General features: G+C 66.9%; 11 protein-coding genes and 2 pseudogenes. 8 read left to right on the plus strand and 5 right to left on the minus strand.

The features are described 5' to 3' along the window. Both AB1I47_RS10565 and AB1I47_RS10570 read left to right on the plus strand, forming a co-directional pair. Nucleotides 1–1311: a DUF3422 family protein gene (locus tag AB1I47_RS10565; protein ID WP_354683703.1), complete on the plus strand. Its 1311-nt coding sequence runs from the start codon at nucleotides 1–3 to the stop codon at nucleotides 1309–1311. 194 nt (nucleotides 1312–1505) lie between these two features. Further along, nucleotides 1506–1925 carry a PaaI family thioesterase gene (locus AB1I47_RS10570; protein WP_354683704.1) on the plus strand — a complete coding sequence of 140 codons (420 nt, stop codon included), beginning with the start codon at nucleotides 1506–1508 and terminating at the stop codon, nucleotides 1923–1925. Between the two features lie 174 nt (nucleotides 1926–2099). Here AB1I47_RS10570 and AB1I47_RS10575 read toward each other — a convergent pair whose 3' ends face one another. Next, nucleotides 2100–3008, minus strand: coding sequence for a DMT family transporter (locus tag AB1I47_RS10575; RefSeq protein WP_354683705.1), 909 nt, complete (start codon nucleotides 3006–3008; stop codon nucleotides 2100–2102). 213 nt (nucleotides 3009–3221) lie between these two features. Between AB1I47_RS10575 and AB1I47_RS10580 the strand changes: the two genes are divergently transcribed. Then, on the plus strand, nucleotides 3222–3908 hold the full coding sequence (locus AB1I47_RS10580; RefSeq protein WP_354683706.1) for a hydrolase: 687 nt from the start codon (nucleotides 3222–3224) through the stop codon (nucleotides 3906–3908). Nucleotides 3909–4082: 174 nt separating this feature from the next. Here the strand turns inward: AB1I47_RS10580 and AB1I47_RS10585 are convergent, their stop codons facing one another. Next, nucleotides 4083–4664: a hypothetical protein gene (locus tag AB1I47_RS10585; protein WP_354683770.1), complete on the minus strand. Its 582-nt coding sequence runs from the start codon at nucleotides 4662–4664 to the stop codon at nucleotides 4083–4085. Between the two features lie 77 nt (nucleotides 4665–4741). Beyond that, nucleotides 4742–6148 (minus strand): selenium-binding protein SBP56-related protein, encoded by a 1407-nt coding sequence (locus tag AB1I47_RS10590; protein ID WP_354683707.1) that lies wholly within the window; start codon nucleotides 6146–6148, stop codon nucleotides 4742–4744. A 298-nt stretch (nucleotides 6149–6446) separates the two neighbouring features. On the opposite strand from AB1I47_RS10590, the gene AB1I47_RS10595 reads away from it, so the two are divergent. Beyond that, a complete protein-coding gene (locus tag AB1I47_RS10595) occupies nucleotides 6447–7397 on the plus strand; it encodes a YihY/virulence factor BrkB family protein (protein ID WP_354683708.1) in 951 nt (316 codons plus the stop codon). A gap of 19 nt (nucleotides 7398–7416) precedes the next feature. On the opposite strand, the pseudogene AB1I47_RS10600 reads toward AB1I47_RS10595, so the two are convergent. Then, a pseudogene (locus AB1I47_RS10600) lies at nucleotides 7417–7518 on the minus strand (NAD(P)(+) transhydrogenase (Re/Si-specific) subunit beta); the annotation flags it as partial. Here AB1I47_RS10600 and AB1I47_RS10605 point away from each other — a divergent pair. Next, a pseudogene (locus AB1I47_RS10605) lies at nucleotides 7516–8360 on the plus strand (RNA-guided endonuclease InsQ/TnpB family protein); the annotation flags it as partial. The pseudogenes AB1I47_RS10600 and AB1I47_RS10605 overlap by 3 nt on opposite strands. Here the strand turns inward: AB1I47_RS10605 and AB1I47_RS10610 are convergent. Continuing rightward, nucleotides 8354–9286 carry an MBL fold metallo-hydrolase gene (locus AB1I47_RS10610; protein ID WP_354683709.1) on the minus strand — a complete coding sequence of 311 codons (933 nt, stop codon included), beginning with the start codon at nucleotides 9284–9286 and terminating at the stop codon, nucleotides 8354–8356. The pseudogene AB1I47_RS10605 and the gene AB1I47_RS10610 overlap by 7 nt on opposite strands. 387 nt (nucleotides 9287–9673) lie before the next feature. Between AB1I47_RS10610 and imuA the strand changes: the two genes are divergently transcribed. Genes imuA through AB1I47_RS10625 form a run of 3 tightly spaced genes read left to right on the plus strand, consistent with a single transcriptional unit; the run spans nucleotide 9674 to nucleotide 15514 of the window. Continuing rightward, nucleotides 9674–10570: a translesion DNA synthesis-associated protein ImuA gene (gene imuA / locus AB1I47_RS10615; RefSeq protein WP_354683710.1), complete on the plus strand. Its 897-nt coding sequence runs from the start codon at nucleotides 9674–9676 to the stop codon at nucleotides 10568–10570. Next, nucleotides 10503–12098 carry a Y-family DNA polymerase gene (locus tag AB1I47_RS10620; RefSeq protein WP_354683711.1) on the plus strand — a complete coding sequence of 532 codons (1596 nt, stop codon included), beginning with the start codon at nucleotides 10503–10505 and terminating at the stop codon, nucleotides 12096–12098. Before imuA ends, AB1I47_RS10620 begins: the two co-directional genes overlap by 68 nt. Then, the gene (locus tag AB1I47_RS10625) at nucleotides 12095–15514 is read left to right on the plus strand and encodes an error-prone DNA polymerase (protein ID WP_354683712.1); all 3420 of its coding nucleotides are present in this window, start codon (nucleotides 12095–12097) and stop codon (nucleotides 15512–15514) included. The genes AB1I47_RS10620 and AB1I47_RS10625 overlap by 4 nt, the downstream gene beginning before the upstream one ends. Nucleotides 15515–15580 lie beyond the last annotated feature (66 nt).

Consider the following 15580-nt stretch of genomic DNA (forward strand, 5'->3'; position numbering starts at 1 on the left):
ATGGCACAGCCGATCATGGACCACCCGTTGCGCGACAGCCTTGCGCGTGAATTGCATGCCCGACCCTTCCTGCGCATCGGCGGCTCCGCGTCGCTCGCGCATTTCGCCATCTATGCCGACGGCGATACCGCCGTCCACCACGCCTTGCTGACCTCCTTGTGCCGGCTGACCGGGCTGGAAGAACCGGCCGATGGCGTGACGCACTATTCCGGGCAATGGGGCGGCGACAAGCAACTGAAGTGGGAGCGGCACACCGAGTTCTCCACCTTCACCTTCGTGGCCCGGCGCGGCGATACCGACTACTTCTCCGACCTCGCCACCTCGCATATCCCGGCCGACTGGTTCGACAATTTCGCCGGCAAGCGCCTGGTGGCGCTGCGCATGGAACTGGTTTCGGGCGAGGCCGCGGCCTATGCGCGCGACAACGTGCGGCAATGGATCGATGGCCCCATCCTGGCGGGCAGCCACGTGCTGGGCGGCGGTGAGGTGTTCTGCGACTGGACCATCCCGCCGGACGGCTTTTCGCGCTTCCTGATCATCGACAACGGCTTTCGCGAAGTGCAGGGCGGGCGACTGCTGCAGCGGCTGTACGAGATCGAGACCTACCGGATGATGGCGCTGCTGGCGTTGCCGGTGGCGCGCGACCTGGGCCGCAGCGTGGATAACCTGCAGCGCTCGCTGGCGCCGCTGATGCGCAGCATGGACACAAGCGAAGGCGGGCGCCATGATGCCGAATTGCTGGAGCGGCTGACACACCTGGCGGTGCGCATCGAGGCGCTGGCCGAATCCGGCAACCGCTTCAGCGCGTCGCGCGCCTACGAGAAGCTGGTGCTGGCGCGCATCCAGGAACTGCGCGAAGAGCGGATCGAAGGCATCCCCACCATCGCCGAATTCATGGAGCGCCGCTTCGCCCCGGCCATGGAGACGTGCCGTTCGGTCTGGGCGCGGCACGAGCAGTTTGCCGGCCGCGTGGCGCGCGCGCTTGACCTGCTGCGTACCCGCGTGAACCTGGCGCAGGAGCAGGACACCACGCGGCTGCTCGAGGGCATGGACCAGACCGCGCGCAGCCAGTTGCGGTTGCAGCACGCGGTGGAAGGGCTGTCGGTCGCGGCCATTTCCTACTATGTGCTGTCGCTGGCGGGAACAGGGCTCAAGGCGCTGCATGCGGTCCATATTCCGCTGGACCCGGAGCTGATCAAGGGCATGCTGATCGTGCCAGTGGTGCTGCTGGTGCTGCGCGCCACCAGACGCAGCAAGCATGCGGGGGAGAAGACTGCAGCGCGGCGGCCGGCGGCGAATCAGGCGGCATGAATCAGCGGCGTAGTGCTCAGGGGTAGGTTGGCCGAGGGAGGTATTCACGCAAGCAAAAGGGGTGGTTCGCGAAATAGAGATTTACCGGGATGGGCAAATCGCGCGGAAATTACGCCCTGGCCATCGCTTGAGAGCTTACCGGTCTCGCCAAGCAACATGATGACGGTACCGGAACCACAGCGAGCATGCGTGACATGACAATCCCATCCACCGATCCCTCCCCGACCGAAGCGTTCTGTCTCGATAACCCCGCACTGGAGAGCATCGGCGTCAGGATCAGCCAGTGGCGCTGTGATTACGTGGAGCTTGAACTGGCGGTCGGGCCCGAGATGCTCAACCGCAGCCGAGTGATCCATGGCGGCACCCTCTGCACGTTGCTCGATGCAGCCACTGGCTACTCCGGCCTTTATTCGGCGCCGGGCGAAACGCCGCTCCATGCCGTCACGCTGTCGCTGACCTCGAACTTCCTCAGCAATGGCACGGGTCGCCTGCTGACCGCGAAAGGCTTCGTCGATCGGCGCGGCCGTTCCATTTTCTTTTCGCGCGCAGAGGTCTGGCTGGACCAGGACTTGCTCGTGGCCACCGGCGTCGCCACGATGAAGTACCTGAACTAGTGTCCTGTTCCGCAAATACCTTGCCATGAAATCGCCCAGTTAGCCGCCATGCGTCGTTGCCCGTCGTTGCCATCGCTACGGCTATGGCGCCTCCTCGCGCCTAGCCTGACGACCAACTGCACGATTTCATTTTGGCAAGCTATCTACGGAACAGGACACTAGCGGCCGGCGCAATCAGCGCCGCTGCGCCAGCCAGATGCCCGCGCCGATGGCGGCGAGCCCCACCGCGTGGTACCAGCGCGGCCAGTCGCCCAGCAGCAAGGTCGACAGCAGCGCCGCGAACACCGGCGTCAGCGTGATGAAGAACACCGGCAGCTGCGCGCCGGCGCGCGCGATGGCGCGGTCCCAGGCAAAGTAGGCCAGCAGGGAGGGGATCGTCGCCACATACAGCAGGATGGCAGCGACCTTGCCGTTCCATTGCAGCGGCTGGTTCAGCGTCATCAGCTCCCACGCCGTCACCGGCGCGCTCGCCACCAGGCCGGGGACGATCTGCGCGAACAGCAGCACGGGCAGCGGCACTTCGGGACGCTGCTTGCGCAGCAGCCAGGTATAGGCGCTCCAGGCAATGGTCGCCGCCACCATGAACAGGTCGCCAACGACGAAATCGAGCTGCGCAAGCCGGCCGAGCTCGCCGCGCACCAGCACGAACCCCACCCCCACCAGGCATAGCAGCGCGCCGGCGACATGCCATGGCTTTACCCGTTCCTTGAAGAAGGTCGCGCCGATCACCAGCAGGAACAGCGGCGTGGAAGCGCCGATCAGCGTCACGTTGATCGGCGTCGATGTGGTCAGCGCCAGGTACTGCAAGGCGTTATAGCTGGCGATCGACAGCATACCCATGGCGCAGATGACGCCGGCATGCCGGCGCAGCACCGCCCGGTGCTCGATCACGCCACGCCAAGCATAGGGGGCCAGCAACATCCCGGCCAGCAGCCAGCGCACGAAGTTCAGACTGATCGGCGGCACCGTGCCGGCGGCAAGGCGGCCGACGATCGCATTGCCGGCCCAGCTCAGCGGCGGGAAGGTAAGCAGGAACAGGGTGGTCCAGTCGATACGTCGGGTGCCGTGGATGGTGGCGTGCATGGGAAGCGTTGCTCTTGTTGGTGGCGCATTATCCGCCGGGACCCGGATGGCCGCCGGCAGCGGGCGACGGGGCTTGTTTCAAAAAATTTGAATGACTTTGTGATGCATGAGTCCGCTCGTACGTCACTTATCTCCGTATAGTTCATCCCATCGCAGCGCTGTAAGCAAAAGCGCGTTGCTTAAATCCACTGAACGATTAACGGAGAAAAAACCATGTCGAACCCCAAGCTGGAAGTCCTGACCCCGCAAAACAGCCAACTGATCTTTATCGATCACCAGCCGCAAATGGCATTCGGCGTCCAGTCGATGGATCGCCAGCTCATGAAGAACAACGCGGTGGGCCTGGCCAAGGCAGCCCGGATCTTCGACATCCCCACGACGATTACCACGGTCGAATCCGATTCCTTCTCCGGATACACCTATCCCGAACTGCTCGATGTGTTCCCCGGCAAGGAAACGCTCGAACGCACCTCGATGAATTCCTGGGATGACCAGAAGGTGCGCGATGCGCTGGCCGCCAATGGCCGCAAGAAGGTGATCGTGGCCGGGCTCTGGACCGAGGTCTGCAATACCACCTTTGCGCTGTGCGCGATGGCCGAAGGCGACTACGAGATCTACATGGTGGCCGATGCCTCGGGCGGCACCAGCAAGGAAGCGCACGACTACGCCATGCAGCGCATGGTCCAGGCCGGCGTGGTACCGGTGACATGGCAGCAAGTCCTGCTGGAATGGCAGCGCGACTGGGCCCGCCGCGATTCCTACGACGAAGTGATGGCGCTGGTGAAGGAGCACTCGGGTGCGTACGGCATGGGCGTGGACTACGCCTACACGATGGTGCACAAGGCCGCGCAGCGCACGGCCGGCAAGCACGAATCGCTCGCTCCGGTGGCCGCGGCTTAAGCGGCTGACATCGCCAACAGCCAGCCATCCCGACCGGAGAACAAGATGAACGTACGTCAGAGGCTCTTGCAGAGCGCATGCCTGCTGGGATGCTGGCTGGTGGTGAGCATGGGCAGCGTCGCCGCCGCCGCGGTGGTGGTGCAGACACTGCCGGCCTGATCGGGCCGCGGGTGCTTACCGTGGCACGAAAGCCAGCGCCAGGACCCCAACCAGAACCAGGCTCAGCGCCCAGACCTTGTCCAGGTTGAACCAGCTTCGCGCCACGAACTTCAGCCCGAGGTAGCGGTAGACCAGCCAGGCCATGGCGCCGCCGACGGCGACCATGGCAAGGGTATGGACAACGGAAACCACCACCGCCATGCCGAGATTGGCCGTTGCCAGCACACCAGCCGCCCGGTGTCCCGGATCGGTCTCGGCCCGGCAAAGCCCGAGATAGATCGGCACCAGCATCAGCCCGGCGCCGTGCGCGATGGCCACGGCAAACGACCACAGCGCCAGCCGCGATGGCGCGATACGCACCAGCGCCCGCGGATGGCGCGGCCAGATCAACAAGGTGATGCCAAAGCCGATGAGCAGCAGGCTGGCAACGAGCTGGATCTGCGCTTGCCACGCGATCACCGCGGCAAGCATGCCAAAGGGCAGCGTCACCGCCAATACCGCAAGCGCGTGTCCGACTGCAAGATAGCCCAGCGCCGCGAGCAGCGCGCGCCGGCTTTGTTCCAGCAAGCCGTTCGACACTGCCAGCGGCCACCCCATTGCCGGGTTAAGGCCGTGGTAGAAGCCGCTTGCCAGCACCGCCGACCACAGGCCGATCTGCTCCCAAGGGGGACTGATCAAGATCTGACCGAGGGATAGCAGAAAGAATCGGTCGAGCAGTCGCCGCCTTCCAGCCGGATCTGGTGGGCGCGGTAGCCTTCGGGGAAGTCGACCCAGTAGTCATCGGCCAGGACCAGGCCGCCACCGGGATCGGCGCGTGCCATGACCTGTGTTCCGGGAATGCCGTCCGGGTAGAACTGGTTGTCCCAGGTGGAGTAGAGCGAGTTGGTCCAATAGACGCGCTTGCCGTCGCGGCTGATCTCGACCATTTGCGGGCCGCCCGTGAAGGCTTTGCCGTTGGGGTGTGGCGTGCGCCGGGCGATGCCGCCCAGATGGACCGAGCCGGACAGCTTCGGTTTGCGCGGGTCGGTCACGTCATACTGGCGCATCTCGCCCGTGCCCCAGCATGAGACATAGAGAAACTTGTCGTCGAGCGACAGATCGATATCGGTCACCAGCGGCGGCACCGCGCCGAAGCCTTGCAGCAATGGCGGCAGCAGATCCTTGGACGCAGGCTCCGGCGGGATGGTCGCCGTTTTTTCGACATGGAATTCGCCGCCTTCGCGCCACCAGGTCCAGATCGACCCTTCCAGGTTGGTGGTATCGACCACCACGCCAACGAAGCCATATTCGCGGATCGGGTCGTGCGCCGGCCTGACTTCCAGCGCCATCTGGTGATTGGCGCCAAGGTCGATGGTCTGCACATTGCGCCGCCCGCGCAGATCCCAGAAATGCAGCTTGTGCCCGTATCGGTTGGCCAGCAGGTCTTCGGCCACCAGGCCGTTTTCGAACTGCGGCGGCAGCGCCCATTCGCTGGACACCATGTAGTCGCGCGGCAGGTTCCACCAGAAGTCGTAGTGCTTCTCCTGCTCGCCGCGGTCGATCTCCCAGCGCCCGAGGACTTCGAACGTTTCGCAGTCCATGATGAAGATGCCCGGCTTGCCGTCCGTGCCATCGATGCCGCCACCGCCAAGCGTGCTGACGTAGATGCCCTCGGGGCCGCAATGGACGGTATGGGGCCGGGAATAGCCGGTCTTGCGCAAGACCTCTTCCGGCTCCACGATCTTGTGGATGCGCGCCTGGGTCGGATGGGGCTTGGTGTCGACGATATACAGCCGCGACGAGCGCATGCCCGGAATGATCAGGTAGCGCCGTTCCAGGAAGGCATGGCCGGTCAGCGGCGACAGCGCCGACGAGCATGCATTCCAGCCGAAGTGGTGCAACTCGTCGCCCTTGTGCGTCATCGGCACGGTGTGCACCACCGTGCTGTAGGTCGGCGAGTCGGGCGCTACGTCGATCACGGCGAGGGCGTCGGGCTGGGAGCCGTCCGGGTTGAGCAGCAACGTATAAGCATAGGCTTCCGCCGGCGCGCTCATCGCGAGTTCCGGCGACGCGTGAAACGTGGGATCCGGCCGCATGTTCATGGTAAGCCCCCTCATCGTTGTGCCGGATCGCACGTCGCAAGATCGCCTGCGCGTCTGCCTGCGCTTCCGAAGTGCATATCAAGCCTACTCAGACTAGGACGTTCTCAATGGCGAGTCAAAGCGCTTCATTGCAGCGCGGCAATTTGTAAAGGCTGCAAGCAAGCCGGAACGGAATGGATGGGGAAGGCGGGCGCGCGGCACATCTGCTCGCCTGCATTTGCCGGTATGGCAATGCGGTCGGGCCGGCAGGAACGGGAATTGCGTGGAGCAGGGCCAATATCCGCTCTTGGTCACAGCGATGCCATCCGTTCTGACTGTGCTCAGGTCCTCTCCCCGAGCCTTCTACGAGCTGCTGCGCGACACGGTCAATGCCTGGATCGATGACTACGCGCCCAGCATGGGGGCGGCGCTGGCTTACTACACCGTCTTCTCCATCGCACCGCTGCTGGTGATCGTGATTTCGGTGGCCGGCGTGGTATTCGGGGCGGAGGCCGCGCGCGGCGAGGTGTTTGCGCAGTTGCAGGGGCTGCTGGGGCCGGACGGGGCCAAGACCATCGAGACCATGCTGCTGGCGGTCAGCGAGCCGGCAGCCAGCACGCTGACCGCCGTGCTGGGCGTCATCGTGCTGCTGATCGGCGCGACCACCGTATTTGCCGAGCTGCAGTCAGCGCTGGACCGGATCTGGGAGGTGCCGGAGCGCCGCAAGACCTCCGGCATCCTTGCGCTGCTGAGGGCGAGGATGCTGTCGTTCGGCATGATCCTCGGCATCGGCTTCCTGCTGGTGGTGTCGCTGGTGATGAGCGCGGCCATTTCGGCGCTCAACCGGCTGTGGGGCCCGTTGTTCGGCGCGGAGGAGCTGGTGGGCCATATCCTCGACATGGTGGTCAGCCTGGTCCTGATCACCGTGGTGTTCGCGATGATCTACAAGATCATGCCGCGGGCCAAGGTGCGCTGGCCCGACGTATGGCTGGGGGCGGCGGTGACCGCGCTGATGTTCACGCTCGGCAAGTTCCTGATCGGCCTGTATATCGGCAAGAGCGGTGTCGCCAACGGCTACGGCGCGGCCGGTTCGCTGGTGGTGCTGCTGCTGTGGGTGTACTACTCTGCCCAAATATTCCTGCTGGGGGCCGAGTTCACGTGGCAGTATGCGCGGCGTTTCGGCTCGCGCCGGCATGAGGCGCAGGCAGAGCGCGCCGAGGCGGAGCGGCAGAAGGCGGGCCAAGCACCAGGGCAGGAGCGCAAGGTGTAGGCATCGGGCAGGTTGAGAATCACTCGGCGGCCTTGAGCATGTCCTCGACCACCTTCTTGGCGTCGCCGAACACCATCATGGTCTTGTCCATGTAGAACAGCTCGTTGTCCAGCCCGGCGTATCTCTGCATGCGGGCAAGTGGGTTGTCTCGATCCAGACCGTGCATGAGGTGGAAAAGCCGGTGCCGCAAGCAACCAGCGCAGTCGGCATCGATGTTGGCATCACCCGGTTCGCTACGCTCAGCGATGGTACGTTCCTCGCTCCGCTCAACAGTTTCAAACGGCACGAAGCCAGATTGCGCCGCGCTCAGCGGGCGATGAGCCGCAAGACGAAGTTCAGCAAAAACTGGAGCAAGGCGAAAGCCAGAGTCCAGCGCATCCACGCCCGCATCGGCAACGCCCGCCGCGATTACCTGCACAAGGCCACGACCACGATCAGCAAAAACCACGCGATGGTCTGTATCGAGGACTTGCAGGTACGTAACATGTCCAGGTCGGCGGCGGGAACAGGTGAAAGCCCAGGCGCGAATGTTCGGGCTAAGTCCGGCCTGAACAAGGCCATTCTCGACCAGGGCTGGTTCGAGTTCCGCCGGCAGTTGGAATATAAGCTGGCGTGGAAGGGGACTGGCTTATCGCTGTGCCACCGCAGAACACGAGCCGGACGTGTCCGTGCTGCGGTCAGGTGTCGGCGCAGAACCGTACGACGCAGGCAAGATTTTGCTGCGTCCAGTGCGGATTCGAGGAAAACGCCGATGTGGTCGGAGCGATCAGCATTCTGGCGCTGGGACACCGCGTTGCAGCCTGTGGAGAGTCGGCGCAGTCGGGCCGCTCGGTGAAGCAGGAACCCACCGCAGCGACTGCGCTTCATCGCGTAGCGCCGAAGGAATTCCTTCCCTTTCCGCCGTCAGGCGGTGGCCGCAGGCCGAGGGAGGGGAGGATGTCAAAGTCGCGCATCCATCAGTAATCCCACGGCACCGGCACGAAACGGAAGCCTTCGCCGTTCTTTGCAATGTGACCGATGGACGGGAACGCGACATGCGCTGCGGCCAGCAGGGCGCCGGTTTCAGCGGCTTCGTCGAGCAGCGCGATACGCACGGCCACAGCCACTTCAGGATCGTGCTCGAAGCCATTTTGCCATGCCGGCTTGTCGAAGCCGACTTCGAAAATCGCGTCGCCTACGAACGTCAGTTTCTCGCCGTTCGATGCGACATCCACGACGCAGTGCCCCGGCGTGTGCCCACCCGTCACGCGCGCCGACACGCCCGCTGCGACTTGCACTGTCTGATCGAACTGCACGATGTTTTCGCTGTAGAGTTCCGCGAACTTTGCAGCAGCCTTGCGGAGCGCGGGAGGAACCGTTTCCGGCATCACCGTCTTGCTGAAGTCCGGATTTTTCCAGAACTCCACTTCCGCGGCCGACACGTGAATGCGAACGTCCGGGCGCAGCTTGGACTTGACGCCATCAACGTTCAGCCCGCCGACGTGATCCATGTGCATATGCGTAATCACGATATCGGTGATCGCAGCCAGGTCGATGCCAGCCGATTCCAGGCGCATTACCGACCGACCGGCACGCGTGAAGTATTCGAAACCGTCGCCCACACCCGAGTCGACCAGGATCAGGCGTTCGCCGCTGCGCACGAGCGCGATATTCAGCGCCCAGTCGAACATGTCACGTTGCAGGAAACGGCCATCGAACCATTCGTTGCGGTCCGTTTCGCTCACGTTGGTGGACATGGTGGAGGTCGGCAGCGGCAGAATGCCATCGCTGATCAGCACCACGTCGACGTCGCCCACACGCACGGCGTAGCGGGAAGGCACGAGTTCGCCTGAACCTTCTTTGCCAAGGTTGGCGGTAACCGGCTGCATATTGCGGGTTGTTTCGCTCATGTTCAGTAGTCCTGTCAATTCACTGGGTAAGCCGCACTGGGCGGCGGCGTGCGGTCCGCTTCGTTGCGCGGACATCCTCCCCGATCGTCGCAACGGCTTTTGCAACTATCGTCGCAACGGATTGTAGGCAGGGGGGACGAACGCCAGTAGCATCGCGAAGGCCTTCAGTATGTTGTCCGAACGGCAACAATCGACGACGACAGGCAATGAGAGGTAACCAGACCAGCTAACCGGTACGCAGTCCGGCAATTCCGGTTTCCCACAGGCTCGCGGGCACCCCCTGCCGCATTACGCATTACCCCTTGCGCTCGCACCCGATACTGTATAAATATACAGTTATCGTAAACATCCTAAAACTCGCCCCCGGCGAGCGACGCCCACTCCACAATGACTGCGCAACTGCACGCAGCCCCGTCCCCGGCGGCGCAGGAATTGCCTTTCCCTGCGCCAGCCTCCGCCGAGCCAGCTCCCGCCACGCGCCAGCAGGCGCTGTCGGCGCTCGAGCAGCGCTATCCCGGCCTGTGGCGGGCCGGCCAGCTTGGCCGTGCCGGCAGCGCCGCGGTGTGCCCGACTGGCTATGACGCGTTGTCGGCGGAACTGCCTGGCGGCGGCTGGCCGGCCGGCGGGCTGACCGAGCTGCTGACCACGCAGGGCGGTGCGGGCGAGCTGCGCCTGCTGCTGCCGGCGTTGCGCACGCTGGCCGGCACGGGGCGCCGCATCGCGCTGGTGGCGCCGCCTTACCTGCCCAATGCGATGGGGCTGGCCGCGGCCGGATTGCCTGCGCGGCAGCTTTACTGGGTGCGCCCGCCGGCCGGTTCCGCCAAGGCCGCGCAGGCTGACATGCTGTGGGCGGCCGAGCAGGTGCTGCGCAGCCAGGCCTTTGGCGGCGTGCTGGTGTGGCTGCCGACGGCGCGGCCCGAGGCACTGCGCCGGCTGCAAGTGCTGGCGCAGGGCGGCGACGCGGTGGTGTGGGCGCTGCGCCCGGCCGCGGCACTGCGCGAATCGTCGCCCGCGGTGCTGCGGCTGCTGCTGGCGCCGCAGCCCGGCAATATGCTGTCGATCGTCTTCCACAAGCGGCGCGGGCCGGTGCGGGATACCCCGCTGCTGTTGCGGCTGGACGGGATGGAAGCCGCCACGCGCACCGCCGCCTGGCCGTCGCTCGCGCGGGAACCTGCCCTGGTTTCTTCGCCTTCTCAGCTTTCTCAGTCTTCTTCCGATGCCGTACTGGATCGCGGTGCACCTGCCGCGCCTGCCCCTGGACGCACTGCAGCCCAACTGGCCTGAGCCGGTGCCCGCTGCCGCGGCCTCTCCGACCTCCCCGACGCCGTCCTCCGCCACTGGCACGCTGCACCATGCGCTGCCGGTGGCGGTGATGGCGCAGGAGCAGGTGGTGCTGGCCAACGGCCCGGCCATGCAGCTCGGCGTGCGCTACGGCATGCGCCGTGGCGGCGTGCAGGCGCTGTCGGCCGATATCGTGCAGCTTGAGCGCGACCCCGTCGCCGAGTCCGGGTTGATGGAGGCGGTGGCGCTGGCGCTGCTGCGTTTCACGCCGGCGGTGACCTTCGACGAGGAGCCGGAAGCGGCCACGGTGATGCTGGACGTCACGGCCAGCCTGCGCCTGTTCGGTGGCCACCGCGCGCTGTGCCGCGCGGTGCGCGCCTGCGTGCGCCAGCTCGGCACCATTGCCCAGGTAGGCTCGGGCCCGACCGCGCACGGCGCCGCCTGGCTCGCACGCCAGCCGCTGCGGCGCACGCGGCGCGGTGTGGTCCGACCCGCGCGCCGGGCGGTGGGCATGGCGCGTCTGCACCGGCTGCTGGATCGGCTGCCGGTGGAAGCGCTGCATACGCTGGCCGATCCGGCGTGGCTCGATGGCATCGGCTGCCGCACGCTGGGGCAGGTGCGGGGCCTGCCGCGCGCGGGCCTGACGCGGCGGCTGGGCCCGGCGCTGCTGGCGCGGCTGGACCAGGCCTATGGCGACGCGCCGGCGCGCTTTGCGTGGTACGCGGCACCGCCTGCGTTCGCGCAGCGCATGGACCTGCCCGGGCGTATCGAGTCGGCCGAAGGCGTGCTGGCCGGCGCGCAGCGGCTGCTGCTGGCGCTGGCGGGCTGGCTGGCGGTGCAGCAGGCCGGCGTCACGCGCTGCGTGCTGGTGCTGGAGCATGAACGCTACCGGCGCGGCGCCGATACCGAAGGCACCCCGGTGCCGCTGGGCCTGGCCCAGCCCAGCCGCGATCCCGCGCACCTGTCGCGGCTGCTGCGCGAAAAGCTCGACAAGCTCAATTTCCACGCCCCGGTCACCGGCCTGGCGCTGCGGGTGGAGGCGATGGCCGCCTGCGTGCCGCAAAGCGACGCGCTGTTCCCCGAGCCCGGCGGCACGCCGGAGGACCTCGGCCGCCTGCTCGATACGCTGATGGCGCGGCTGGGCCGCGACAACGTGCTGCAGCCCCGGCCGCTGGCTGACTACCGGCCCGAGCGCGCCAACCGCTGGTGCCCGGTCGACGAGCCGCAGCCCGGCGGCAAGGCCGGCGCGCTGCCAGGGCCGCTGCCGGAGCGCCCGCTGTGGCTGCTGCCGCAACCGTTGCCGCTGCCGGTGCAGCAGCATCGCCCCTGCCACGGCGGGCCGCTGGCGCTGCTGAGCCGGCCTGAACGCATCGAGGCCGGCTGGTGGGACGGCGCGCTGGCCACGCGCGATTACTTTATCGCCGAGCGTGCCGACGGCCTGCGCTGCTGGATCTTCCGCGAGCGCCCCGGCCCCGCGGCGCAGGACGATGGCGGCGAGTACCGCTGGTTTTTGCACGGGTTGTTCGCATGACGGTCCTGCCATCGCTGCCCGGCTCGCTGCCGGGGTTGTTGCCGTCCTTGCCCGACTATGTCGAGCTGCACTGCATCTCCAACTTCACTTTCCTCACCGGCGCCTCGCACCCGGGCGAGCTGATCGAGCGCGCGTTCGAACTGGGCTACCGCGGGCTGGCGCTGACCGACGAATGCTCGGTGGCCGGCACCGCGCGCGCGCACGATGCCATCGAGACGCTGCGCAAGCGCCTGCGCGACGCGGTGGCGCGCAGCGCGGCACGCGGGGAAGAGGGCGTGGACGATCCGCTGCTCGGCAACGATGACGAGCCGCAGCCCGACACCGACTGCGACCACGGCGATCCCCATGCCCACACCACCCGGCACCAGCGTCTGCAGGCGCTGGCCGAAGCCGCCGATGCCTTCTCGCTGCTGATCGGCAGCCGCTTCAGCCTGACCCCGGCCGATGGCTCGGAGCGCCCGCCGCTGCGGCTGGTGCTGATCGCCCAGCACCGCGACGGCTTCGGCAACCTGAGCGAGCTGATCACGCTGGGCCGCCGCCGCGCGCCCAAGGGAACCTATCGCCTGCATCCCGAAGACCTGTCCGCGCCCGCGCCGGACGAGGCTCACCTGCGCGGCATGTCCGGCTGCCTGGCGCTGCTGCTGCCCGACTATTGGGCCGATCCCGAACTGCTGCGCGAACAGGCGCAGTGGTGCCGCGAGGTCTTCGGCGAGCGCGCCTGGATCGCGCTGGAACAACTGCAGGGCCACGCCGATGCGCTGCACCGTGCGCGCCTCGAAGCGGTATCGGCACAGACCGGCGTGCCGCTGGCCGCGGCCGGTGCGGTCACCATGCATGTGCGCTCGCGCAAGCCGCTGTCCGATGTGCTGACCGCGATCCGGCTGGGCCAGCCGCTGCCCGAGTGCGGCATGGCGCTGGCACCCAATGCCGAGCAGCACCTGCGCATGCGGCAGGTGCTGTCGCGGCTGTATCCACGCGAGGCGCTGGCGCAGACGCTGAAAATCGCGCAGCAATGCGATTTCTCGCTCGGGATGCTGCGCTATGAATACCCGGAGGAGCTGGTGCCGCCGGGCGAGACGCCGATCTCCTACCTGCGCAAGGAAGTCGAGCGCGGCATGCACGAGCGCTTTCCCAACGGCATGCAGCAAGAGTGGAAAGACCAGCTCAAGGAAGAGCTGGCGCTGATCGAGGAAAAGCAGTACGAGCCCTTCTTCCTGACCGTGCACGACATCGTGCGCTTTGCGCGCGCCAACGGCATCCTGTGCCAGGGGCGCGGCTCGGCCGCCAATTCGCTGGTGTGCTTCTGCCTGTATGTCACCGAGGTCAGCCCCGAGCAGGCCAACCTCCTGTTCGGCCGCTTCCTGTCGCGCGAGCGCGATGAGCCGCCCGATATCGACGTCGACTTCGAGCACCAGCGGCGCGAGGAGGTGATCCAGTACATCTACCAGAAGTACGGCCGCCACCGCGCCGCGCTGGCGGCGTCGCTGATCACCTACCGCTCGCGCAGCGCGCTGCGCGATGTGGGCCGCGCGCTGGGCATCGATGCCAGCGTGGTCGAGCAGGTGGTCAAGGGCCAGGCGTGGTGGGACGGCGGCCCGGGCTTTGTCGACAAGATCGCGCGTTACGGGCTCGATCCCGATTCGCCGGCGGTGCAGATGTGGGCCAGCCTGACCGCGCAGCTACGCGGTTTTCCGCGCCACCTGTCGCAGCATGTGGGCGGCTTTGTGATCGCGCGCCACAAGCTGTCGCGGCTGGTGCCGATCGAGAACGCGGCGATGGCCGACCGCAGCGTGATCCAGTGGGACAAGGACGACCTGGAATCGCTCGGCCTGCTCAAGGTCGATGTGCTGGCGCTGGGCATGCTGTCGGCGATCCGGCGCGCGCTGGAGATGATCCCCAACCCCGACCCTGCACGCGCCGCGCTGCCCACGCGGATGGAAGACATCCCCAAGGAGGACAAGAAAACCTACGACATGATCTGCAAGGCCGACACCATCGGCGTATTCCAGATCGAGTCGCGCGCGCAGCAGTCGATGCTGCCGCGGCTGCAGCCGCGCAAATACTACGACCTGGTGGTCGAGGTGGCGATCGTGCGCCCCGGGCCGATCCAGGGCGGCATGGTCCATCCCTACCTGAAGCGGCGCGAGGCGTTCCGCCGCACCGGCAAGCTGCCGGTCTACTTCAACGCCGTGATCGAGAAGGTGCTGGGCAGAACGCTGGGCGTGCCGATCTTCCAGGAGCAGGTGATGCAGCTCGCCATCGACGCGGCCGGTTTCTCGCCGGGGCAGGCCGACCAGCTGCGCCGCTCGATGGCGGCCTGGCGCCGGCGCGGCGACCTGCGCCAGCACCAGGATGCGCTGGTGCGCGCGCTCACCGGCAACGGCTATCCGGAGTCCTTCGCGCTGGCGATCTGCAAGCAGATCGAGGGCTTTGGCGAATATGGTTTCCCCGAGAGCCATGCGGCCAGCTTTGCCAAGCTGGTCTATGTCAGTTCCTGGCTCAAGTGCCACCATCCTTCCGCGTTCCTGTGCGCGCTGCTGAACAGCCAGCCGATGGGGTTCTATTCGCCGTCGCAACTGGTGCAGGATGCGAGCCGGCATGGCGTGCGGGTGCTGCCGGTCGATGTCACGGTGAGCCAGTGGGAAAGCACGCTGGAGCCGGTGGCCGAAGCGGGGCCGGGCAAGCCGCGGCAATCGCCATACCCGCTGGTGCGCCTGGGCCTGAGCCGCGTCAAGGGCATGCGCCAAGAGGCCGCGCTGCGCATCGAGGCGGCGCGCGCGCAGCGCGCCTTCGACAGCGTCGAGGACCTGGCGCTGCGCGCCGCGCTGGACCGGCACGATATCGACGTGCTGGCCGCCTCCGATGCGCTGGCGCCGCTGGCCGGCCACCGCCACCAGGCCCGCTGGCAGGCGCGCGCCGCGGCCGGCCATGCCGCGCACCGCGACCTGCTGTACGAGGCGCCGCCCGCCGAGGCCGCGCTGACACTGCCCGCGCCGCGGCTCGGTGAAGACGTGGCGGCGGATTATGCCAGCCTGGGGCTGTCGCTCAAGTCGCACCCGCTGGCGCTGCTGCGGCACAAGCTGAAGGCGATGCGCTTTGCCACCGCCAGCCAACTCGAGCGCTGCGCCAACGGCCGCCGCGTGCGCGCCTGCGGCATCGTCACCGTGCGCCAGCGCCCGTCCACCGCCAGCGGCACCATCTTCGCCACCATCGAGGACGAGACCGGCACCATCAACCTGATCCTCTGGCCCGACCTGGTCGAGCGCCAGCGCAAGGAGGTGCTGGGCGCGACGCTGCTGGGCGTGGTCGGCACCTGGCAGCGCCAGGGCGACGTGCGCCACCTGGTGGCGAAGGAGCTGGTGGACCTGAGCCCGATGCTGGGCCGGCTGATGGTGGGGAGCCGGGACTTCCACTAAGCCGCGCCGGCATGCGTCAGCGCGTGCGCGGAGTCATCCAGACATCGCTCCAGAACCGGTTCCACC

This window comes from Cupriavidus necator (genome assembly GCF_040578825.1).
GTDB classification, from domain to species: domain Bacteria; phylum Pseudomonadota; class Gammaproteobacteria; order Burkholderiales; family Burkholderiaceae; genus Cupriavidus; species Cupriavidus necator_E.